Source organism: Streptomyces sp. H39-S7, from assembly GCF_027158205.1.
Taxonomy (GTDB): Bacteria; Actinomycetota; Actinomycetes; order Streptomycetales; family Streptomycetaceae; genus Actinacidiphila.
The window spans coordinates 1-20,243 of the sequence record NZ_JAPVLU010000016.1 but is presented as its reverse complement, the minus strand read 5'-3'; the positions used below and the strand labels follow the sequence as shown (position 1 = coordinate 20,243).

The window sequence follows — 20,243 nt, the reverse complement described above, 5'->3', positions numbered from 1 at the left end:
GGCCGGGAGCGCAGGGTGAGGGGCGGCGCCCCGGAGCGCGTTTGGGATTCTGGGGCCTCACCCGGGACACTGCTCCAGTGACGTCCCGTACTTCGCGAGACACTCCGCTCCGTCTTGTCCCCCGACGACCCTCCCTGGCCTTCGCCGTGGGGGGCTCCGCCGCCCGCCCCACGGCGACGGCGCGGCGCTCCCGCCCGCCGCGGCCGCCCGAGGGCACCCCCGCGCTGTCCGAGCTCGCCCGCCAGGCGCGGGCCGAACTCGCCGACACGGTCCGCCTCGCGCGGTGGTCCGAAGCGGGCCCCGGTACCGCCGGCCCGACCGGGATACTTCCCGACGCCGACGTCCAGCAGGCCGCGGCCGAGCTGGAGTTGACGGAACGGCAGATCCGGTCCGGCTGGGACCGGGCCCGGCTCGCCGGCCTGATCGAACTCCACCGGGGGACCGCCCGCCCCGGCTGGCGGCTGCGCGCCTGGGACCGCGACAACACCGCCGTCCTGCGCGGCTGGGTCGCGCTCTTCGACGCCTGGTCCCTCGCGCATCCCCCCGGCGACCCCGCCGAGGCGGACCCCTCGCTGGTGGCCGAGGTCGTCGAGGCCACCCCCCAGCTGCTGTCCTTCCTGCACCTGTCCTCGGGCCCGGTGCCGGTCGACACCCTGCTCGACCTGCTGCGCCAGCGGGTCGCGGAGCTGCGGACCGAACGGCACGAGCCGCCCGCCGACGGCGCCCACGACCCGCTGCCCGCCCTCCTGGACTGGGTGCTCGACGCGGTCGCCGGGGTCGGGGCGCTGCAGCCGCGCGACGCCGGCTCCGACGCCCGGGAGGCCGCGCTCACCCCGCTCGGCAACTGGGCGGTCTGGGTCAAGCTGGAGCAGATCTGCGTGGCCGCCCAGGGCCCGGCCGGTCATATCGAGCAACCCGCCGAGAAGATGCTGCGCGCCTGTGCGCGGCTGTCCCCGGGACCGGCCCGCGCCGAGTACCGGGCCTGGCTCGCCGCCCGGCCCGTCGGCCTGGCCGTCGCCGAGCTGCTGGAGACCGCCCGCGGTGAGGACGCGCTGCTGCGCGGCCTGGCCTTCGAGGCGCTCCGGGTGGTGGGAGCGCCCGCCGAGCCCGCGGTGCGCGCCGCGTCGGAGGAGCCGACGCTGCGCCCGTACGCGCTGCTGTGGCTGGCCGAGCAGGACGGCGGCGACCCGGAGGCCGTCGCGGGGCTGCTGACCCGCGAGGAGACGGCCTGGCTGTGGGTGGACACCGCCGCGGCCGTGGCCGACCACGGCGAGGGGCAGCTGCTCGTCAGCCACCTCGACGCGGCGGTCGAGGGCTCGGTGCGCGTGCGCTGCTGGTGGAGATCCGCGGCGCGGGGCACCCCCGTACCGTCCAGGTGCTGGTGGCGCTGGCCGCCGCGCACCCGGACCCGGCCGTGGCCAAGGCCGTCCGGCGGGCCGCCTTCCAGGTGCACACCGGCGGCGTCTGACAGCGCCGGCACCGTTCCGCCCCCGGGCCGGACCCGGCTCCGGGGATCAGCCGAAGGTGTCGCAGCGCGCCATGTCGCCGGTCCGCAGACCGGTCGTGAACCACTGCTGCCGTTGCGCCGACGAGCCGTGCGTCCAGCTGTCCGGGGTCACCCGGCCCTGTGCCCGGGACTGGATCGCGTCGTCGCCGACCGCGGCCGCTGCGTCGAGGCCGCGGGCGATGTCGTCCGCCGTCACCGCCGTGATCAGCGGCCTGCCGGTGGACGGGTTGATGGTCATCGTGGCGTTCTTCGACCACACGCCCGCGTAGCAGTCCGCCTGCAGCTCGACCCGTACGGACTTGCTGGCGGCCCCCGTACGCCCGTCCTGGGCGGCACGCAGCGTCCCCAGCAGGTTCTGCACGTGGTGCCCGTACTCGTGGGCGACCACGTAGCTCTCCGCGAACGGCCCGCCCTCGGCACCGAACTGGTCCTGCAGCGTGGCGAAGAAGTTCAGGTCGATGTAGACCTTGCGGTCGACGGGGCAGTAGAACGGCCCGGTCCGCGGATCGGCGGTCCCGCAGCCGGTGCGCAGCGGCCGGTCGAAGAAGACGGTCGGCGCGGGCTGATAGGTCCCGCCGCGGTTCCGGAACTCGTCCGTCCAGTACGCCTGGACGCTGTTGACCACCGCGACGATCCGGCACTGGTCCCGGGTGTTGGCGTCCCGGCCGGTCGCGCAGGTCTGCGCCAGGTCGGCGGCGGCGCCGGTGCGCGGCGCGGTGTCCGTGCCGTCGCCGGACAGGCCCATCTGGTCGGGGCTGATGCCCAGGACGATCCCGATCACGGCGACGATCAGGCCGACGATGCCGCCGCCGACCACCTTGCCGCTGGGACCGCCGCCGCCGAACGGGCCGCCGCCGGAGGAGCCGCCACCGCGCTGGTCCTGCACCTGCGACGTGTCCAGCCCTGCGTTGTCGTCGAACTGCATGGATCGAGTATGGGTGATTTGCCCCACAGTGGCCCTCCGGGAGCCGCCCGGGCGCGCCCCGCGGCCTCGGGCGTGTACCACCTCACCGCCCCGCCCTGGGCAACAACCGGCTTGCCACACCCCGGTAGACTGGCCTGTATGGCAGTCCCTCTCGTTCATTAGCCGGCGGCGTACGACCTTCCCGCGCCCCTTTCTGTCGTTCGCCATGCCCTGGAGCTTTTCCCGTGATTACTGCCACTGGCCTCGAGCTGCGTGCTGGAGCCCGCATCCTCATCGAGTCCGCCTCCTTCCGTATCGCCAAGGGCGACCGCATCGGCCTCGTCGGCCGCAACGGCGCCGGCAAGACCACCCTCACCAAGGTCCTGGCGGGTGAGGGCCAGGCCGCCGGCGGCACCGTGACCCGTTCGGGCGAGGTGGGCTACCTCCCGCAGGACCCGCGCACCGGCGACCTCGACACCCTCGCCCGCGACCGCATCCTCTCCGCCCGCGACCTGGACTCCGTCCTGCGCAAGATGCGGGAGAACGAGGAGCGGATGGCGAACGGCAAGGGCGCCACCCGCGAGAAGGCGATGCGGAAGTACTCCAACCTGGAGACCGAGTTCCTCACCAAGGGCGGCTACGCGGCCGAGGCCGAGGCCTCCACCATCGCCGCCGCCCTCGGACTGCCCGACCGGGTGCTCGGCCAGCCGCTGCACACCCTGTCCGGCGGCCAGCGACGCCGGGTGGAACTGGCCCGGATCCTGTTCTCCGACGCCGACACCCTGCTGCTCGACGAGCCGACCAACCACCTGGACGCGGACTCCATCGGCTGGCTGCGCGACTACCTCAAGACCTACCGCGGCGGCTTCATCGTGATCTCCCACGACATCCAGCTCGTGGAGACGGTCGTCAACAAGGTCTTCTACCTGGACGCCAACCGCACCCAGATCGACGTCTACAACATGGGCTGGAAGTTGTACCAGGCCCAGCGCGAGGCCGACGAGAAGCGCCGCAAGCGCGAGCGCAGCAACGCCGAGAAGAAGGCCGCGTCGCTCAACTCGCAGGCCGACAAGATGCGCGCCAAGGCCACCAAGACGGTCGCCGCGCAGAACATGGCCAAGCGCGCCGACCGGCTGCTGGCGGGTCTCGACGCCGTCCGCGTCTCGGACAAGGTCGCCAAGCTCCGCTTCCCGGACCCCGCGCCCTGTGGCAAGACCCCGCTGATGGCGACCGGGCTGTCCAAGTCGTACGGCTCGCTGGAGATCTTCACCGACGTCGACCTGGCCATCGACCGCGGCTCCCGGGTCGTCATCCTCGGCCTCAACGGCGCCGGCAAGACGACGCTGCTGCGCCTGCTGGCGGGCGTCGAGACGCCCGACACCGGGAAGATCGAGCCGGGCCACGGCCTCAAGCTCGGCTACTACGCCCAGGAGCACGAGACCCTGGACCCGGATCGCACGGTCCTGGAGAACATGCGCTCGGCCGCCCCGGACACCGACCTGGTCGAGATCCGGAAGATCCTCGGTTCGTTCCTCTTCTCCGGCGACGACGTGAACAAGCCGGCCGGCGTCCTCTCCGGCGGTGAGAAGACCCGGCTGGCGCTCGCCTCGCTGGTGGTCTCCAGCGCGAACGTGCTGCTGCTCGACGAGCCCACCAACAACCTCGACCCGGCCAGCCGCGAGGAGATCCTCGGCGCGCTGCACACCTTCAGCGGCGCCGTCGTCCTGGTGACGCACGACGAGGGCGCGGTGCACGCGCTGTCGCCCGAGAAGATCATCCTGCTGCCCGACGGTGTCGAGGACCTGTGGGGCGAGGACTACGCGGACCTGGTCTCGCTGGCCTGATCACTTGGCAGTGGATCATTCGGCCTATGGGTGATCCATCATCTGTGTGAGACGAGCTCATACCGTGCCCGCACGTGGCGCGGTAGGAGCTCGTCCTGCAGTCGATCAGTGGTGTGACGTCGGCAAACTCCTTACCGACCATGGATGACCTGCCGCTTTTCGCGGCGCTCGGACAATTGTCCGGAAAGCGACGGGCGCATTCGGGGATCCTCCCGTGCTGTCGGGCCGCCGTAAAAAGGTCCCCGGTTCAAATGTTGTCGTACGGACCTTGCCGAATGGGTGGCCAGGAAGCCGCCTAGGGGTGATCATGAGAGTCCAGAGCGCACTTCCCTAGAGGAGGCACGGGTGGCCGAGACTCTGAAGAAGGGCAGCCGGGTAACCGGCGCCGCGCGCGAGAAGCTCGCGGCAGACCTGAAGAAGAAGTACGACTCCGGTGCGAGCATCCGGGCGTTGGCCGAGGAAACCGGCCGCTCCTATGGATTCGTGCACCGGATGCTCAGCGAGTCCGGCGTGACCCTGCGCGGTCGCGGCGGAGCAACACGAGGCAAGTCGAAGGCCGCTACGGCCTGACGGGCAGGGCATCTCCCGCGAACCGGATTCCCGGCGTGCCCACCCGGTCGACGACCGTGTCGACCGAGTGGTTACTCTTCGGTAATCAATTCCGTGGTTCGCTCGGAGGTGCCCGATGCCCGACCCCACCGTGCTGCTCGAGCGTGACGGAGTACGGCTCACCGCCGACGACTCCGTCGCGACCGTCACACTGTGCAATCCGGCCAAGCGCAATGCCCAGTCGCCCGCCATGTGGCGGACGCTGACAGAAGCGGGCCGGCTCCTGCCGGGCGACGTACGCGTCGTGGTGCTCCGCGGCGAAGGCCAGTCCTTCTCCGCGGGACTCGACCGGCAGGCCTTCACGCCCGAGGGCTTCGACGGCGAGCCGTCGTTCATCGACCTCGCGCGCGGTTCCGACAAGCAGCTCGACGCGACCATCGCCGAGTACCAGGAAGCGTTCACCTGGTGGCGGCGCAGCGACATCGTGAGCATCGCGGCCGTACAGGGCCACGCGATCGGTGCCGGCTTCCAGCTCGCTCTCGCCTGCGACCTGCGGGTGTGCGCGGACGACGCGCAGTTCGCCATGCGGGAGACCAGCCTCGGGCTGGTTCCCGACCTCGGTGGCACCAAGCCGCTGGTCGACCTCGTCGGCTACGCGCGGGCGCTGGAGATCTGCGCCACCGGGCGCTTCGTGCACGGCTCGGAGGCGTGGCAACTGGGCCTCGCCAACGTTGTGGTCCCGGTCGCGGAGCTGGACGACACCGTTCGGGCGCTCGCCGCCGAACTGATCGCCGCGCCGCGCGACGCCGTCATCGAGACCAAGGCCCTGCTCCAGGGCGCCGTCGGCCGTTCCTACGAGGAGCAGCGCCCCGCCGAGCGCGCCGCCCAGGGCCGCCGGCTGCGCGACCTCGCCGGGGTCGGCGAGTAGTTCCGCGCGATCGACGCCCGGTCCGTCCGGTCGTGGTCACCCGCTGGCGGTGACCACGACCGCCGTCGTCACCGGGCCGGGCGCGCCCGGCTGCGCGGCCTCCGTGACCGCCGCGCCCACCGCTCGGGCCACGTCCAGCGCGCGGTGGCCGGGCACCACCGCGATCTGCACCCGGACCTCCCGGGCCGGCGGATCGCCGCCGTCGGCCGTGCGGATCCCGGAAGCGAAGCCGCCGAGCCGCGAGGTGACCCGGGCGACGCCCGGCACCAGGAGCGCGGCGACGACCACCCCGTTCGCGGCAGGTGCGGGACCGGCCTCCACCGGGTCCTGGCCGGAGGCGCCCGCCGGACCCTCGACGGCCGGCTGGGGGACGGCATCGAAAGCGGGCAGCGCCCCGGGTCCGGCCGGGGTATCCATCAGGCCGGTGACGTCGTGGTCCACCGTGGTGAGGGGCAGCCCCAGCTGGTCGTGGGCCGCGCGCCACAGAGCCGCCCGCAACCGCTCGGCGGTGGCGGGCAGCGGCCGGTCGGTGGCTGCCTCGAAGGACGCGGACAGGCACAGCGGTCCGTACGGCACCGCACTCGGCGGTACGAGCGACGCACCGGCCCCGCCCGCCGCCCGCTCCGCTTCCGCGGCCGGCTCCGGATGGTCCGGCCCACCCGCCTCCGGACTGATGCGCAGGGCACCGACCCGTACGCCGGGGAGCCCGGCCACCGCCCCGCGCAGCGCGTCGGCGGCCGCGCTCTCGGTGATCCAGGCACCGTCACCCACCCCGCCGAGCGGCAGCACCCGCCCGAACGCGATCTGCTCCCGTACCGCACGGGTCAAACGGTCCACAGTCACCGGTCTCCGCCTCCTTCGTCGCGCGCCACCCGAACGGCGGTGCGCCCCACACTTCCTGGCCGCATCTCCGCAGCGCGGTAGGGCATGCGCACATAGTGTGGTGCACGGAGCAGCCCAGACGAAGGGACGACTCGCGATGACCGAGGCGGCACAGCGCAACATTTCCGAGCCTGACGGCCCCGATTCCGTGGGCGAGGGCAGGACGTTGGAGAAGGGCACGAGCGCGGGTTCGGGAACGCCCGGCCGGCGGGCGCCGCTGGGCGACCCCGCGACCCGCGGCCGGACCACCATCGCGGACGGCGTGGTCGAGAAGATCGCCGGACTGGCCGCCCGTGACGTGCTCGGCGTGCACGCGATGGGCAGCGGCTTCGCCCGTACCTTCGGTGCCGTGCGCGACCGGGTGCCCGGCAGCAAGTCCGTCACCCGTGGCGTGAAGGCGGAGGTCGGCGAGGTGCAGACCGCGCTCGACCTGGACATCGTCGTCGAGTACGGGGTGTCCATCGTCGAAGTGGCCCGGGCGGTGCGGGAGAACGTGATCGCCGCGGTCGAGCGGATGACCGGCCTGGAGGTCGTCGAGGTCAACGTCGCGGTCGGCGACGTGAAGCTGCCGGACGAGGACGACGAGGACGACCGCGAGCAGAGGGTCCAGTGACGACCGTGTGGACAGGCGGGACGGCGGCCGGTGCCGCCGGCGACAGCGGTGAGGAGAGGACGGTGAACGGACGATGAGGATGTCACTGGTCGGACTGATCGTGGGCATGGCGCTCGGGTTCGCCGGGTACTTCGGCGGATTCGGTGCCTTCCTGCTGGTGGCCGCGCTCGGCGCGGTCGGGTTCGTGGCCGGGAAGTTCTTGGACGGCGACCTGGAGCCCGGAGAGTTCTTCCGCAGCCGCGACCGGCGGCGGTGATGGCCGCAGCGGCCCCGGACACCCTGCCGGCCGCGGATCGCGGCGCGCTCAGGATCGCGGACCGGGTGGTGGCCAAGATCGCCGCTCGGGCCGCGTCCGAGGTGCTCGCGGACGTCCCGGAGTCCGGGCTGGTGCCGGCGGACCGTACGCCGCACGCGTCGGTCTCGGTGCGCAAGGAGACCGCGCGGGTGCGGTTGTCGGTGGAACTGGGCTATCCGGGTGATCTCGGGCGGGTCTGCGGCTCGGTCCGCCGCCATGTCGCGGACCGGTTGCGGGCGCTGACGGGTATGGAGGTACCCGAGGTCGCCGTCGAGATCGAGCGGTTGCACTCCGCGACGGTGCGGCAGCAGAGCGAGGGGAGGGTGCTGTGACCGGGACTGGTGCGCAATCCGAACCCGGGGGCACGACCCGGCAGCTGCCGGTCATCGGGTCCTCCGAGCCCGACCGGCCCGAGGGGTCCGCCACCGGACGCCCCGCCGAGCCGCCGGCCGGCCGCGCGCCGCGGTTCTGGTCGCAGCGCAGGGTGCCGTCGGCGCTGACCGCGCTGGTGGTGCTGGGCGCCACCGGGATCCTGCTCTACGACATCGCCGCGGTCCGCACCGACCGCGCCGCGATGAGCTGGCGGCCCCGGCTGGCACATGAACTGGCCACCCGGCCACTGGACAACTGGGTCGTCATCACCGGCGCGGCGGTTGCCGCCGCGATCGGCCTGTGGCTGATCGTCCTGGCCCTGACCCCTGGTCTGCGCGACATCCTGCCGATGCGCCGCAGCACGACCGGGGTGCGCGCGGGGCTCGACAAGCACGCGGCCGAACTCACGCTGCGCGACCGGGCGATGGAGGTCGCCGGCGTGCACACCGTCCGGGTCCGCGTCGGCCGCCGCCGTATCAGCGCCCGCGCCGCGTCCCACTTCCGCGACCTGGACGAAGTACGGGCCGACCTGGACACCGCCCTGACCGAGGGACTCGTCCAACTCGGGCTGGCCCGTTCGCCCGCCCTGACCATCCACGTCCAGCGCGCCCAGAAGGGCTGATCCGCCGATGCGCAGCTCCCTCAACCGGATCCTGCTGGCACTGACCGGCCTGATCCTGCTGACCGCCGGTCTCGCGGTGCTGGTCGGCAGCCTGGACCTGCAGCGCCGCTGGGGATTCACGCTGCCGGACAAGTGGCCCTTCGACGGGCCCGAGGACGTGCTCCTCACGGCCCACGAGCGCACCCGCTACCGGGGCGACGGCTGGTGGTGGCCCGCCGTCCTCGCCGTCCTGGGCGTGCTGGTGCTGGCGGCCCTGTGGTGGTTGCTCGCCCAGTTCCGCAGCCACCGGATGCGCCAGTTGCGCGTCGACAGCCACGACGGCCAGGAGGCCGGCCTGCGCGGGCGGGCCCTGGAGGACGTGCTGGCCACCGAGACCGAGGCGCTGGACGGTGTGGACCGGGCCGGCGCCACGCTGACGGGCAAGCGCTCCGCGCCCCACGCGCGCCTCACGCTCGCGCTGGCCCCCCACGCGGACCCCGACACCGTCGTGTCCCGCCTGGACACCGAGATCCTGCGGCGCGCGGGCAGCTCCGCGGGCCTCGACCACCTCCCGGCCGAGGCGCGGCTGCGGGCCGTCAAGCACCGGGCCAGCCGCGTCAGCTGACCGGTGCGCGGCGGGCCGGACGACCCGCCGCGCACCGGTGTTCCACGTCAGAAGCCGTGCTGGGCTCCGCCGTCCACCGGGAGCATGACGCCCGTCAGGTACGAGGCGGCGGGGGAGAGCAGGAAGGCCGCGGCCCGGCCGAACTCCTCCGGGGTTCCGTAGCGGCGCAGCGGGATGGCGGCGCTGTGCCGGGCGCGGGAGGCCGCCGGGTCGCCGCTGAGGGCGTCGAGCTCCGCCACCCGCTCGGTGTCGATCCGGGACGGCAGCAGCCCGACGACGCGGATGCCGCGCGGGCCCAGCTCGTTGGCGAGGTTCTTGGCGAAGCCGGCCAGCCCCGGCCGCAGCCCGTTGGAGACCGCGAGGCCCGGGATGGGCTCGTACACCGACGCGGAGAGCACGAACCCGATCACGCCGCCCTCGCCGAGCGCCGCCGCGGTGGCCCGCGCGAGCCGTACCGCGCCGAGGAAGACTGTCTCGAACGCGTCCCGCCACTGGTCGTCCGTGATGCTCTCCGACAGGCCGACGGCCGGGCCGCCGACGCTGATCAGCACCCCGTCCAGCCGTCCGAACTCCTCGCGGGCGGCGCCGATGAGCCGGTCGGGGGTGTCCGCGGCGCTGTTGTCGGCGGCCAGCCCGATGGTGTTCCCGGGGCCGCCCAGCGCGCCGGCCGCCGCGTCGGCCGACTCCTGCGAGCGGCCGGTGACGACCAGCTTCGCGCCGTCGGCCGCGAGCTCGCGAGCGGCAGCCAGGCCCAGCCCGCGGGTGGCGCCGGTGACGATGTACACCCGGTCCTTCAGTTCGAGATCCATGCGCTCATGCTCCCCTACGCGCCCCGGACAGGTGCAGTGCGGTGTTGACGAGTCCGATGTGGCTGAACGCCTGCGGGAAGTTGCCGAGCTGGCGGCGGGAGACCGGGTCCCACTCCTCGGCGAGCAGCCCGACGTCGTTGCGCAGGCTCAGCAGGTGCCCGAAGAGTTCGCGGGCCTCCCGCTCGCGGCCCGTCGAGTGCAGCGCGTCGGCCAGCCAGAACGAGCAGGCCAGGAAGGCGCCCTCCTGGCCGGGCAGACCGTCCACGGCCTTCTCGTCCAGGGTGTAGCGGCGGACGAGGCCACCGTGGTCCAGATCCCTGCGCACCGCGTCGACCGTGCCGATCACGCGCGGATCGGACGCCGGCAGGAACCCGACCTGGGGGATGAGCAGCGTCGCCGCGTCGAGCTGGCTGGAGCCGTAGAACTGGGTGAACGTGCTGCGCTCGTTGTCGTAGCCGCGCTTGCACACCTCCAGGTGCACCTGGTCACGCATGGCCCGCCAGCCGGCCAGGTCCCCGCCGCGCTTCGGCTGCGCCTCCAGCGTGCGGACCGCGCGGTCCGCGGCGACCCACGCCATCACCTTGGAGTGCGTGAAGTGCCGGCGCTGCCCGCGGACCTCCCACAGGCCCTCGTCCGGCTCGCGCCAGTTCGACTCCAGGAAGTCCATCAGGGTGCGCTGCAGGCTCCAGGCGTGCTTGTCGTCGGCGAGTCCGCTCTCGCGCGCCAGGTAGAGCGAGTCGAGGACCTCGCCGTAGACGTCGAGCTGCAGCTGTCCCGCCGCGGCGTTGCCGATCCGGACCGGGGCGGACGCCTCGTACCCCGCCAGCCACGGCACCTCGTACTCCGGCAGCCGCCGCTCACCGGAGATCCCGTACATGATCTGCAGGTCGGCCGGGTCCCCGGCGACCGCGCGCAGCAGCCAGTTGCGCCACTTCGAGGCCTCTTCGAGGTAGCCGCTGGAGACCATCGCGTTGAGGGTCAGGGTGGCGTCGCGGAGCCAGCAGTAGCGGTAGTCCCAGTTGCGCACCCCGCCGATCTCCTCCGGCAGCGAGGTGGTGACGGCCGCGGCGATACCGCCCGACGGGGCGTAGGTGAGCGCCTTGAGGGTGATCAGGGAGCGCAGCACGGCGTCGCGCCAGGGGCCTTCGTAGGTGCACTGCGCCGACCACTTCTCCCAGTCCTCGATGCTGGTGGCGAGCGCGTCGTACGGGTCGATGCGGCGCGGGCGCGTCTCGTGCGACGGGTGCCAGGTGATGACGAAGGCGACGCGGTCGCCGGCCGAGACGGAGAAGTCGGCGTAGGTGCAGAAGTTCTTGCCGTACATCGGCAGCTGCGTCGGGTAGCTGCGCAGCCAGACCGAGTCGGGTCCCGCGACCGCGATGCGGTGGCCGTCGGCCCGCCGCATCCAGGGCACGATGCTGCCGTAGTCGAAGCGCAGCCGCAGCTCGCTGCGCATCTGCACGGTGCCGGAGACGCACTCCACGATCCGCATGACGTCGGGGGCGCGGTCGCGCTGCGGCATGAAGTCGGTGACCTTGACCGTTCCGGTCTCCGTCTCCCAGAACGTCTCCAGCACCAGGGTGTCGCCGCGGTACGCGCGCCGGGTGCACTGGTCGGCGCCGGCCGGGGCGATCCGCCACTGGCCGTTCTCCTCGTCCCCGAGCAGCGCCGCGAAGCAGGCGGCCGAGTCGAAGCGGGGCAGGCACAGCCAGTCGATGGAGCCGTCCTTGGCGACCAGCGCCGCGGTCTGCAGATCACCGATGAGCGCGTAGTCCTCGATCAGTCCTGGCACGGGGCCGCCTTTCGTACACACTGCTGCTCGTAGCGTGCCGGGGACGCGGCTACACCGCGACCGGAACGCCTTTCTCTGACTCCTGCCCGGAGGCGCGCTCCTTGCGCTCGCGGCGCACCAGAATGATCCATCCGACCGGGACCATCGCCGAGAACAGCCACCACTGGATCGCGTACGCCATGTGCGGGCCGATGCTGGAGTCGTCCGGCTCGGGGATCAGTTCGGGCTGGGGTCCCGAGGGCTTGGGGGAGGTGGTGGCCAGTTCCAGGTAGCCGCCGAGCAGCGGCCGGGGGCCGGCCTCCGCCAGGTCGGCGGAGTTGATGAGCATGATCATGCGGTCCGGCAGGCCGCTCTTGTTCTTGATGCCGGTGCTCGCACTCGTCTCGTCGGGGCGCAGCCGCCCGGTGACGGTGATCTCACCCGACGCGGCGGCCGGGATCCGCGGCAGCGTGGTCAGCCCGCCGCCGGGGTCGATCCAGCCCCGGTTGACGAGGATCGCCCGGCCGTCGTCCAGCACCAGCGGGGTGATGACGTGGTACCCGTTCTTCTGCCCGTCGGCCGCGGTGCGCTGGCGGGCGACGACCTCGTGCGCGGTGTCGTAGTGACCGGTCGCGCTGACCGACCGGTACAGGTCCTTGCGGGGTACCGCCCTGCCCGGCGCTGCCAGCTCCTCGACGGGCACGGCGGCGGCCTCGACGTTCTGGCTGATCAGGTGGTTGTTGGCCACCCGGTGCTCGTGGCGGTGCAGCTGCCAGTACCCCAGCTTGACCATCGCGGGGATCATGACCAGGCCGAGCAGCGTGAGGATCACCCACTGGCGGGACAGCAGAAAGCGGTACACCCCACGACCGTACTCGGTCGCGGGATGCCTGCCGATAGCGGGTCGAGGGGGGACGGATCAGGAGGTGGGGGCGGAGCCGACACGGTCGACGACGCCGTGCGCGCCCTCGGCCTTGGCGCAGTGCGCGCTGCAGTACCACTGGCCGTCGGCCTCGACGCCGTGGCCGACGATCTGCACCCGGCAGTGCTCACAGATGGGCGCCATGCGGTGGATGGCGCATTCGAAGCTGTCGAAGACGTGCACCGCCCCCTGGGCGTGCACCTCGAAGCTCATGACGTAGTCGTTTCCGCACACTTCACATCGGGCCATGGGGCACAGATTGCGCCGCGGCGGGGCGGCGGGCAACAGGCGGCCGGGCGCGTCGCCGCCGCGCCACTCGATCAGCCGTGTACCCCGGGCGCGGGGGTCACCGCCTTGAGGAGTTCCGCGAAGCGCCGCTCGTCGATGACGGGGGTGCCGAACGCGCGGGCCTTGACGGACTTGCCGGTGGGGGAGTCCGGGTCGTTGGTGACGAGCACGCTGGTGAGCCGGCTGACACTGGACGCGACATGCAGTCCGGCGTCGGTCGCGCGGTCCTCCAGCAGCTCGCGGTCGATCCCGGTGTCGCCGGAGAACGCGACCCGCATCCCCTGCGCGAGCGCACCGTCGGGCGCCAGCCGGCCCGGGTTGGGGTACGGGCAGGACGGCCGCTTGCGCGCGGGGCGCCAGCTGCCGGGGCGCTGGGAGCCGTACGATCCGCCGGCCGGCGCGGGGCGGGCCGCCGGCACGCTTCCCTCGACCCATTCGGTCAGCGCCCGGCAGGCGTGCAGCGGCAGCGGCAGCCCGGCCGCGGCCGCCAGATGCAGGCTCGGGCGGAACGCCTCGGCGAGCACCCGCGCGTCGTCCAGGGCGTGGTGGGCGCGCTGCTGGATGACGCCGTAGTGCGCGGCCAGCGACTCCAGCTTGTGGTTGGCCAGCGGCAGCCGGAGCTCCTTGGCCAGCACGATCGTGCACAACCGCTGCTCGACCGGGGCGGTGGACTTCGCCCGCGCGTACTCGCGGGCCAGCATGGACCAGTCGAAGACCGCGTTGTGGGCGACGAGGACCCGGCCGGCCAGCCGCTCGGCCAGCTCGGCGGCGATCTCCGGGAAGAGCGGGGCGTCGGCGAGCATCGCGCTGGTCAGTCCGTGGATCCACACCGGACCGGGATCGCGCAGCGGGTTGACCGGTGAGTACCAGTGGTCCTGGACCTCGCCCCGGGCGTCCAGCCGGTAGACGGCGGCGGACACTATCCGGTCGTCGCGGCCGAGACCGGTGGTCTCGACGTCGACCACGGCATATCCGTCCGGGTACGCGGCGGGCCACGGGGACGGGGAGGCGGTCGGCTCGGTGCGGTTGTCCAGCATGGTCATTGAGAATAGGGGGCGCCGCTGACACTCAGATACGCAGCAGTGAGCCGACCAGGGCGCGCGTCGTGGTGGTGAAGAGGCGTTCGGGGTCGGGCGGGGCGGCCAGCGCGCGGGCCAGCGCCGGGTCGTGGCCGGCCGCGGCGGTGTCCCACAAGTCCTGTTCCGCGGGGCTCTGGGCGGGGGAACGGTCGCGGTTGCGTTCGACCAGGACGAAGCCGATGACGTGGAACTCGATGGCGCGCAGCGCCTCCGCGGCCCGCGCCCCGCGCAGCCCCGCGTCGTGCAGCTCACGTACCAGGGCCTGCTGGGCGGGGAGGAACATCAGCTCGGTCAGGCCCCGTTCGTGCACCATCGCGATCAGATGCGGCCGGTCGCGCAGCATCCGGCGCTGGGCGCGGGCGATGGACAGCACCCGGTCGAGCGGGCCGCGGCCGCTGGGCGCGATGGCGCCCATCTCCCGCACGGTACGGGCCACCAGCTCGTCGAGCAGCGATTCGCGGTTGCCCACGTGCCAGTAGATCGAGGTGACCGCGGTGCCCAGTTCCGCCGCGAGCTTGCGCATGGTCAGCGCCTCGGGGCCGAGCTGCCGGACGAGCGCGGCAGCGGCGTCGAGTACGTCGTCGCGGGTCAGGGCGGTGCGCGGCATGGTGCTCCCATTGTGGACCGTGCACGCCTATTTACCCTTCGAGCGCGTCGGTGTAACTGTGTTACAGAGCTCGTCCCGATTCCCTCATGACTCACCCGTGTGACTGACATGAACGAAGGGCGGCACGACATGGCGCGAGTACGGTACGGCCCGCGGAGCGAAGCGGAGATGCGGGCGGCGAAGGCGGCCGGCGGCAGGCTCCCCGACATCTGGTCCACCGGGGTGGTGGCGGTCTGGGAGACCGACCCGGACGTGGTGGCGCAGGTCCTGCCGCCGCCGCTCAAGCCGGGGGAACGGCCCCTGGTACGGGCGAACATCAGCCGCGTCGACCTGTTCGGGCACCCGCTGGGCGCCGGCTCCGTCGCGGTCTCCGCCCGGCACGACGGCGTCGAGGGCTGGTACCCGCTGGTGATGCCCATGACGACCGAACGGGCGCTGATCGGCGGCCGGGAGGTCTTCGGCGAGCCGAAGAAGCTCGGCGAGGTCGCCGTGGAGCGGGTCGGCGACGTCGTGATGGCCAGACTGGCCCGGCACGGCATCGCGTTCGTCGAGGTCGCCGGCGCGGTCAGCGGCGCGCTGCCGCTGCCGGACGTCACCGAGAAGACCGACTTCTACTTCAAGTTCCTCCCGGCGGTCGACGGCAACGGCTTCGACGGCGACCCGGTGCTCGTGCGCTGCACCCGGCACGAACGGGTGCGCAAGCTCGAAGCGGTGACCGGCAGCGTGGTGCTGCGCGAGTCCGCCTACGACCCGGTCGCCGACCTCACGGTGCGCCGCCTCGTCGGGATCACCCTCGGCGAGAAGACCAGCGACCAGTCGGGCCAGGTCGTCGAACGGGTCAGCGCACAGGCGCTGCTGCCCTACATCCACCAGCGCTACGACGACGTCCAGCAGATCCTCGACGCGCCCCACCGGGAGGCCTGATGGAGCTGCTGGCCGGACAGACGGCCGTGGTGACCGGCGCCGCGAGCGGCATCGGGTACGCCATGGCGGAACGGTTCGCCGCGGAAGGGCTGCGGGTGGTCCTCGCCGACGTGGAGGAGGGCGCGCTCGACAAGGCCGTCGGGCGGCTGCGCGAGAACGGCGCCGAGGCCGTCGGGCAGCTCACCGACGTGAGCGACCGCGCGTCCGTCGAAGCGCTCGCCGAGGCCGCGTACCGGGCCTTCGGCGCCGTCCACGTGCTGTGCAACAACGCCGGGGTCGGTTCCGGGGCCGAGGGCCGGATGTGGGAGCACGACCCCAAGGACTGGCAGTGGGCGTTCTCCGTCAACGTGTGGGGGGTCTTCCACGGCATCCAGGCGTTCCTGCCCCGGATGCTCGCGGCCGGTGAGCCCGGACACGTCGTCAACACCTCGTCGGGCGACGGCGGGATCGCCCCGCTCCCGACCGCGTCGGTGTACGCCGTCACCAAGGCCGCCGTGGTGACGATGACGGAGTCGCTGTACGCGCACCTCAAGGCCGAGCGGGCGGCCGTCGGCGCCTCCGTGCTCTTCCCCGGCCCCCACATGCTCCGCACCGGCCTGTGGGAGTCGCACCGCAACCGCCCCGAGCGGTACGCCAAGTCCGCGCCCCGCCGCACCCCCTACCGCAGCCTCGACCAGTGGGAGGCCGCGATGAAGGAGGCCGGGCACGAGGTGGCGTTCACCCCCTTGGAGGAGGTCGCCGCCTTCGTGGTGGACGGCATCCGCGCCGGCCGCTTCTGGATGCTGCCGGCCAGCGACCGCAGCGACGCCCAGATCAGGGCGCGCTCGCGGTCGATGCTCGACCGGGCCGACCCGGGCTACCTGGAGAACTTCATCCTCGACTGAACGAGGGGACAGGAGACACCATGACGGATCCGTACCTGATCATCTCCTCGGACTGCCACGCGGGCCTGCCGACGGAGCAGTACCGGCCGTATCTCGACAGTGCGTTCCACGCGGAGTTCGACGCGTTCCTCGGGCAGCGCCAGGCGCGCCGCGAGGCGATGACGCGGCTCGGGGTGCGCAACGAGGCGTTCGCCCAGAAGTGGTTCAGCGACAACGAGGAAGGGCTGCGCGGCGGCTGGGACAGCGCGCAGCGCGACAAGGAGCTCGACGGCGACGGGGTGGCGGCCGAGGTCGTCTTCCCCGACGCCGACGCCGTCGACAGCCAGACCGCCGCGCCCTTCGGGGTGGGCCTCGGGCTCTCCGGCGACCAGGACCCCGCGCTGGGCATGGCGGGCGCGCAGGCGCACAACCGCTGGCTGGCGGAGTTCTGCGCCGAACGCAGCCCCGAGCGCCGCTGCGGGGTGGCGCTGCTGCCCATCACCGGCGAGATCGACGCGGTGGTGGCCGAGGTCCGCAGGGCGAAGGCGTCCGGCCTGGGCGCCCTGATGATCCCCGCCCGGTGGGTCGACAAAGCGGCCTACCACGACGCCCGTTACGACCCTGTATGGGCGGTGGCGCAGGAACTGGAGATGCCGATCGTGACCCACTCCGGGTCGGCCCCGCACCACGAGTACGGGGACCACCTGGGCATCTACGTCAGCGAGGTGACGTTCTGGCCGTCCCGGCCGCTGTGGTTCCTGCTGTGGGCCGGCGTCTTCGAGCGCTTCCCCGGGCTGAAGTTCGGCATCGCCGAGTCCGGCTGCTGGTGGCTGCCGAACCAGCTGTGGTTCATGGACCGGCTCTATCTCGGCGCGCACGGCGGCAAGAAGCTCTCCCCGTTCGCCGAACTGAAGCGGCCGCCGAGCGAGTACCTGGACCGCCAGGTCTTCATCTGCGCGACCAACACCAAGCGGCGCGAGCTGGCCCAGCGCTACGAGATCGGGGTCGGCAACATCCTGTGGGGCAGCGACTTCCCGCACCCGGAGGGGACCTGGCCCGCGACCCGGGAGTGGCTGCGGAACACCTTCCACGACATCCCGGTGACCGAGACCCGGCAGATGCTGGGGCTGGCCGCCGCGGAGGTCTTCGGGTTCGACACCGGGGCGCTGGCGCCGATCGCCCGCCGCATCGGCCCGACCCCGGCGGAACTGGGCCAGCCGGACGACCAGTCGGCCGTCGAGGCGTCCTGGGCGCGCGCCCGCGACACCGGACGGCACTGGCTGACCGGGCACGACTTCCCGTATGTCGGGATGGAGGCGGGCACATGACGACCCCCGCTCCCGGTCCCGACGACCGCTACACGGTGATCTCGGCGGACTGCCACGCCGGCGCCGACCTGCTCGACTACCGGCCGTACCTGGAGAGCGGCCACCACGAGGAGTTCGACGCGTGGGCGGCCACGTATGTCAACCCGTACGAGGACCTGATCGCCCCCGAGGCGCCGCGCAACTGGGACTCCGACCGCCGGCTCGCGGAGCTGGAGGCGGACGGCATCGTCGCCGAGGTCGTCTTCCCCAACACCGTGCCGCCGTTCTTCCCCAGTGGCTCGCTGCTGGCCCCCGCGCCCACGAAGGAGGAGTTCGCGCTGCGCTGGGCCGGGCTGCGCGCCCACAACCGCTGGCTCGCCGACTTCTGCGCGCGGGCCCCCGGCCGGCGCGCGGGCGTCGCGCAGATCCTCCTCAACGACGTGGACGCGGCGGTCCGCGAGGTGCGGTGGGCCAAGGAGCACGGGCTGACCGGCGGCATCCTGCTGCCGGGAGCGCCACCGGGCTCCGGCGTCCCCGAGCTGTACTCGGGCGTCTACGACCCGCTCTGGGCGGTCTGCGACGAGCTGGACGTACCGGTGAACCACCACGGCGGCTCGGCCTCCCCGCCGCTCGGCGACGAACCGGCGGCGCGCGCGGTCTTCATGGTCGAGACGACGTGGTTCTCGCACCGGGCGCTGTGGCACCTGATCTTCGGCGGGGCGTTCCAGCGCCATCCCGGGCTGCGGCTGGTCCTCACCGAGCAGGGCTCGGGGTGGATCCCCGCCGTGCTCGACATGCTGGAGTACTACCACGGGCGGCTGGTCAGTGCCGCGACCCGGGCGGCCACCGCCGAGGCCAAGTTCGGTACCGGGCTGGCCGATTCGATGGGCAAGGGCCCACGGGCCGTCTGGCGGGACAACTGCTTCGTCGGCGCGAGCTTCATGCGCCCCCACGAGGTGCCGCTGCGCGACCGGATCGGCCTGGAGAAGATCATGTGGGGCAGCGACTACCCGCACGACGAGGGCACGTACCCCTACACCAGGGAGGGCCTGCGGATCGCGTTCGCCGGGCTGCCGGCCGAGGAGGTCGCCGCGATGGCCGGCGGCAACGCGGCCCGCGTCTACGGTTTCGACCTGGGGCTGCTGGACGCGGTCGCCGCGAAGTCCGGACCCACGGTGGCGGAGATCGCCGAGCCGCTGAAGGAGCCGCCCGCCGACGCGACCAGCCCGGCGTTCGCACCGGGAGGCTCGGTCCGCGTGTGGTGACGGCGGCGGCAGCCGGGGAGTTACCTCCGGCGGCGGGGAATACGGGGGAGAACCCCGCCGCCGGAAGACTGTGGGGACCGCGGTCGCGGTCCGGGTCGCGTCCCTAACGCGACGGCACCGTCGCGAACATCACGGACAGCGCCGTGCCGGGCCTGGCCGTGGAGGCGTGTCCCGGCAGGTCCTGGGTCGGTGACGGACGGGCGGCGTCCTTGGTGGCGCCGCACGCCGTCACCAGCACGAACACGGAGAGGGCAAGCACGGCCAGGCTTACCGCGGTGGGCAGGCTCGGCCTGTGCATGAGGGGTCCCCCGGTGGATCGGCTACAAGCTCCACAGTGCCCGGACCGGGGGTGCCCGGCCATCGTGGACCACCACGAGATCAACCACGACAACACCACGGCATATCCTGGGACCGCGGCGGCGGAAGGGGTGCGGTGGCCACGGTGGGGGAGCAGCTCGGTCTGCGGGAACGCGACGGCCAGCTGGCCGTCGCGGCGCGCCTCGCCCAGCGGGCCGAGGCGGGCGCCGGCGCTCTGCTGGTGGTGCGCGGCGGCACCGGCAGCGGCAGGACCGCCCTCCTGGACGCCGCGGCCGAACTCGCCCGGCGGCGGGGCCTGGACGTCCGGCGGACCCGCTGCGCGGAGCATGACCGGGACGCGGACGGCGTGCCGGCCGTCGTGCACCGGCTGCTGGACGGCGCCCCCGAGGCCGCGTCCATCGACGAACTGTCACCCGGCGGCGTGCCGCTCGCGCTGGCCGTCGACGACGTCCACCTGGCGGACCCGGCCTCGCGCGCCTGGTTCGGGCGGCTGGCGCCCCGGCTCGACCGGCTGCCGCTGCTGCTGATCCTGACCGAGCGTCACCAGTACGACATGACGGCCGCCCCGCGCGGCATCGCCTGGGGCCTGGCCCCCTCGCTCGTCCACACGGTGCGACTGCCGCCGCTGAGCGGGCCGTCGGTCGACGCGATCGCCCGTGAGCGGCTCGGCGGCGACCCGCCGTCCGGCCTCGCCGCGGCGACCGCCGGCAACCCGCTGCTGCTGCACGCCCTGCTGGAGGACCTGGCCGAGCTGTACCCCGGCGGGCCGCCGGAGCGGACCCCGTCGAGCGTCGCCGAACTCCACCCCGGTGCCTACGCCGACGCCGTCGCCTGGCTGCTGGCCGCGGCCGGGCCGCAGACCGCCGACGCCGGCCGCGCGCTCGCCCTGGTCCAGGACGAGCACGACCCGCTCGGCCTGCTCGCCGAGTGGCAGCGCCGGCGCCGGCGCCGGCCGACCACGGTGCCGGCG

At 73.1% G+C, this 20,243-nt stretch carries 21 protein-coding genes and 2 pseudogenes; 14 read left to right on the top strand and 9 right to left on the bottom strand.

The window, feature by feature from the left end; translation table 11 throughout:
* Positions 1-134 precede the first annotated feature (134 nt).
* Positions 135-1,468 (top strand): annotated as a pseudogene (locus O3X23_RS17240) (hypothetical protein).
* 46 nt (positions 1,469-1,514) lie between these two features.
* On the opposite strand, the gene ypfJ reads toward O3X23_RS17240, so the two are convergent.
* Positions 1,515-2,432, bottom strand: a complete 918-nt coding sequence (gene ypfJ, locus O3X23_RS17235) for a KPN_02809 family neutral zinc metallopeptidase (protein ID WP_269272284.1) — start codon at positions 2,430-2,432, stop codon at positions 1,515-1,517.
* Positions 2,433-2,656: 224 nt separating this feature from the next.
* Between ypfJ and O3X23_RS17230 the strand changes: the two genes are divergently transcribed.
* From O3X23_RS17230 to O3X23_RS17220, 3 genes are all read left to right on the top strand, one after another.
* Positions 2,657-4,255: an ABC-F family ATP-binding cassette domain-containing protein gene (locus O3X23_RS17230; protein ID WP_269272283.1), complete on the top strand. Its 1,599-nt coding sequence runs from the start codon at positions 2,657-2,659 to the stop codon at positions 4,253-4,255.
* A 345-nt stretch (positions 4,256-4,600) separates the two neighbouring features.
* Positions 4,601-4,825 carry a helix-turn-helix domain-containing protein gene (locus O3X23_RS17225; protein WP_187144825.1) on the top strand — a complete coding sequence of 75 codons (225 nt, stop codon included), beginning with the start codon at positions 4,601-4,603 and terminating at the stop codon, positions 4,823-4,825.
* A gap of 115 nt (positions 4,826-4,940) precedes the next feature.
* Positions 4,941-5,732: an enoyl-CoA hydratase/isomerase family protein gene (locus O3X23_RS17220; RefSeq protein WP_269272282.1), complete on the top strand. Its 792-nt coding sequence runs from the start codon at positions 4,941-4,943 to the stop codon at positions 5,730-5,732.
* Between the two features lie 36 nt (positions 5,733-5,768).
* Here O3X23_RS17220 and O3X23_RS17215 read toward each other — a convergent pair whose 3' ends face one another.
* A complete protein-coding gene (locus O3X23_RS17215; RefSeq protein ID WP_269272281.1) occupies positions 5,769-6,575 on the bottom strand; it encodes a nucleopolyhedrovirus P10 family protein in 807 nt (268 codons plus the stop codon).
* A 136-nt stretch (positions 6,576-6,711) separates the two neighbouring features.
* Between O3X23_RS17215 and O3X23_RS17210 the strand changes: the two genes are divergently transcribed.
* The 5 genes from O3X23_RS17210 (at position 6,712) to amaP (ending at position 9,120) form a co-directional block, all read left to right on the top strand.
* Positions 6,712-7,227, top strand: coding sequence for an Asp23/Gls24 family envelope stress response protein (locus O3X23_RS17210; RefSeq protein WP_269272280.1), 516 nt, complete (start codon positions 6,712-6,714; stop codon positions 7,225-7,227).
* 73 nt (positions 7,228-7,300) lie between these two features.
* Positions 7,301-7,483 carry a hypothetical protein gene (locus O3X23_RS17205; RefSeq protein WP_269272279.1) on the top strand — a complete coding sequence of 61 codons (183 nt, stop codon included), beginning with the start codon at positions 7,301-7,303 and terminating at the stop codon, positions 7,481-7,483.
* Complete coding sequence (locus O3X23_RS17200) at positions 7,483-7,854, top strand: Asp23/Gls24 family envelope stress response protein (RefSeq protein ID WP_269272278.1); 372 nt, start codon at positions 7,483-7,485, stop codon at positions 7,852-7,854. Before O3X23_RS17205 ends, O3X23_RS17200 begins: the two co-directional genes overlap by 1 nt.
* The gene (locus O3X23_RS17195) at positions 7,851-8,516 is read left to right on the top strand and encodes a DUF6286 domain-containing protein (RefSeq protein ID WP_269272277.1); all 666 of its coding nucleotides are present in this window, start codon (positions 7,851-7,853) and stop codon (positions 8,514-8,516) included. Before O3X23_RS17200 ends, O3X23_RS17195 begins: the two co-directional genes overlap by 4 nt.
* A gap of 7 nt (positions 8,517-8,523) precedes the next feature.
* Positions 8,524-9,120 carry an alkaline shock response membrane anchor protein AmaP gene (gene amaP, locus O3X23_RS17190; RefSeq protein ID WP_269272276.1) on the top strand — a complete coding sequence of 199 codons (597 nt, stop codon included), beginning with the start codon at positions 8,524-8,526 and terminating at the stop codon, positions 9,118-9,120.
* 47 nt (positions 9,121-9,167) lie between these two features.
* Here the strand turns inward: amaP and O3X23_RS17185 are convergent, their stop codons facing one another.
* From O3X23_RS17185 to O3X23_RS17160, 6 genes are all read right to left on the bottom strand, one after another.
* Positions 9,168-9,929, bottom strand: a complete 762-nt coding sequence (locus tag O3X23_RS17185) for an SDR family oxidoreductase (RefSeq protein ID WP_269272275.1) — start codon at positions 9,927-9,929, stop codon at positions 9,168-9,170.
* 4 nt (positions 9,930-9,933) lie between these two features.
* On the bottom strand, positions 9,934-11,721 hold the full coding sequence (locus O3X23_RS17180; RefSeq protein WP_269272274.1) for a glycoside hydrolase family 15 protein: 1,788 nt from the start codon (positions 11,719-11,721) through the stop codon (positions 9,934-9,936).
* Between the two features lie 49 nt (positions 11,722-11,770).
* Entirely contained in the window at positions 11,771-12,562 is a 792-nt protein-coding gene (locus tag O3X23_RS17175) for an SURF1 family cytochrome oxidase biogenesis protein (protein WP_269272273.1), read from the bottom strand.
* A gap of 57 nt (positions 12,563-12,619) precedes the next feature.
* Complete coding sequence (locus tag O3X23_RS17170; protein WP_269272272.1) at positions 12,620-12,871, bottom strand: hypothetical protein; 252 nt, start codon at positions 12,869-12,871, stop codon at positions 12,620-12,622.
* A 71-nt stretch (positions 12,872-12,942) separates the two neighbouring features.
* Positions 12,943-13,947, bottom strand: coding sequence for a DEDDh family exonuclease (locus O3X23_RS17165; protein WP_269272271.1), 1,005 nt, complete (start codon positions 13,945-13,947; stop codon positions 12,943-12,945).
* 31 nt (positions 13,948-13,978) lie between these two features.
* Positions 13,979-14,596 (bottom strand): TetR/AcrR family transcriptional regulator, encoded by a 618-nt coding sequence (locus O3X23_RS17160; RefSeq protein ID WP_269272270.1) that lies wholly within the window; start codon positions 14,594-14,596, stop codon positions 13,979-13,981.
* Positions 14,597-14,725: 129 nt separating this feature from the next.
* On the opposite strand from O3X23_RS17160, the gene O3X23_RS17155 reads away from it, so the two are divergent.
* From O3X23_RS17155 to O3X23_RS17140, 4 genes are read left to right on the top strand one after another with little or no spacing between them, the layout of a single operon-like run.
* Entirely contained in the window at positions 14,726-15,520 is a 795-nt protein-coding gene (locus tag O3X23_RS17155; RefSeq protein WP_269272403.1) for an acetoacetate decarboxylase family protein, read from the top strand.
* On the top strand, positions 15,520-16,404 hold the full coding sequence (locus O3X23_RS17150; protein ID WP_269272269.1) for an SDR family NAD(P)-dependent oxidoreductase: 885 nt from the start codon (positions 15,520-15,522) through the stop codon (positions 16,402-16,404). Before O3X23_RS17155 ends, O3X23_RS17150 begins: the two co-directional genes overlap by 1 nt.
* 20 nt (positions 16,405-16,424) lie before the next feature.
* A complete protein-coding gene (locus O3X23_RS17145) occupies positions 16,425-17,711 on the top strand; it encodes an amidohydrolase family protein (RefSeq protein WP_269272268.1) in 1,287 nt (428 codons plus the stop codon).
* Positions 17,708-18,955 (top strand): amidohydrolase family protein, encoded by a 1,248-nt coding sequence (locus O3X23_RS17140; protein ID WP_269272267.1) that lies wholly within the window; start codon positions 17,708-17,710, stop codon positions 18,953-18,955. Before O3X23_RS17145 ends, O3X23_RS17140 begins: the two co-directional genes overlap by 4 nt.
* Before the next feature lie 103 nt (positions 18,956-19,058).
* Here O3X23_RS17140 and O3X23_RS17135 read toward each other — a convergent pair whose 3' ends face one another.
* A complete protein-coding gene (locus O3X23_RS17135; RefSeq protein ID WP_269272266.1) occupies positions 19,059-19,253 on the bottom strand; it encodes a hypothetical protein in 195 nt (64 codons plus the stop codon).
* 135 nt (positions 19,254-19,388) lie between these two features.
* Here O3X23_RS17135 and O3X23_RS17130 point away from each other — a divergent pair.
* Positions 19,389-20,243 (top strand): annotated as a pseudogene (locus tag O3X23_RS17130) (hypothetical protein); the annotation flags it as partial.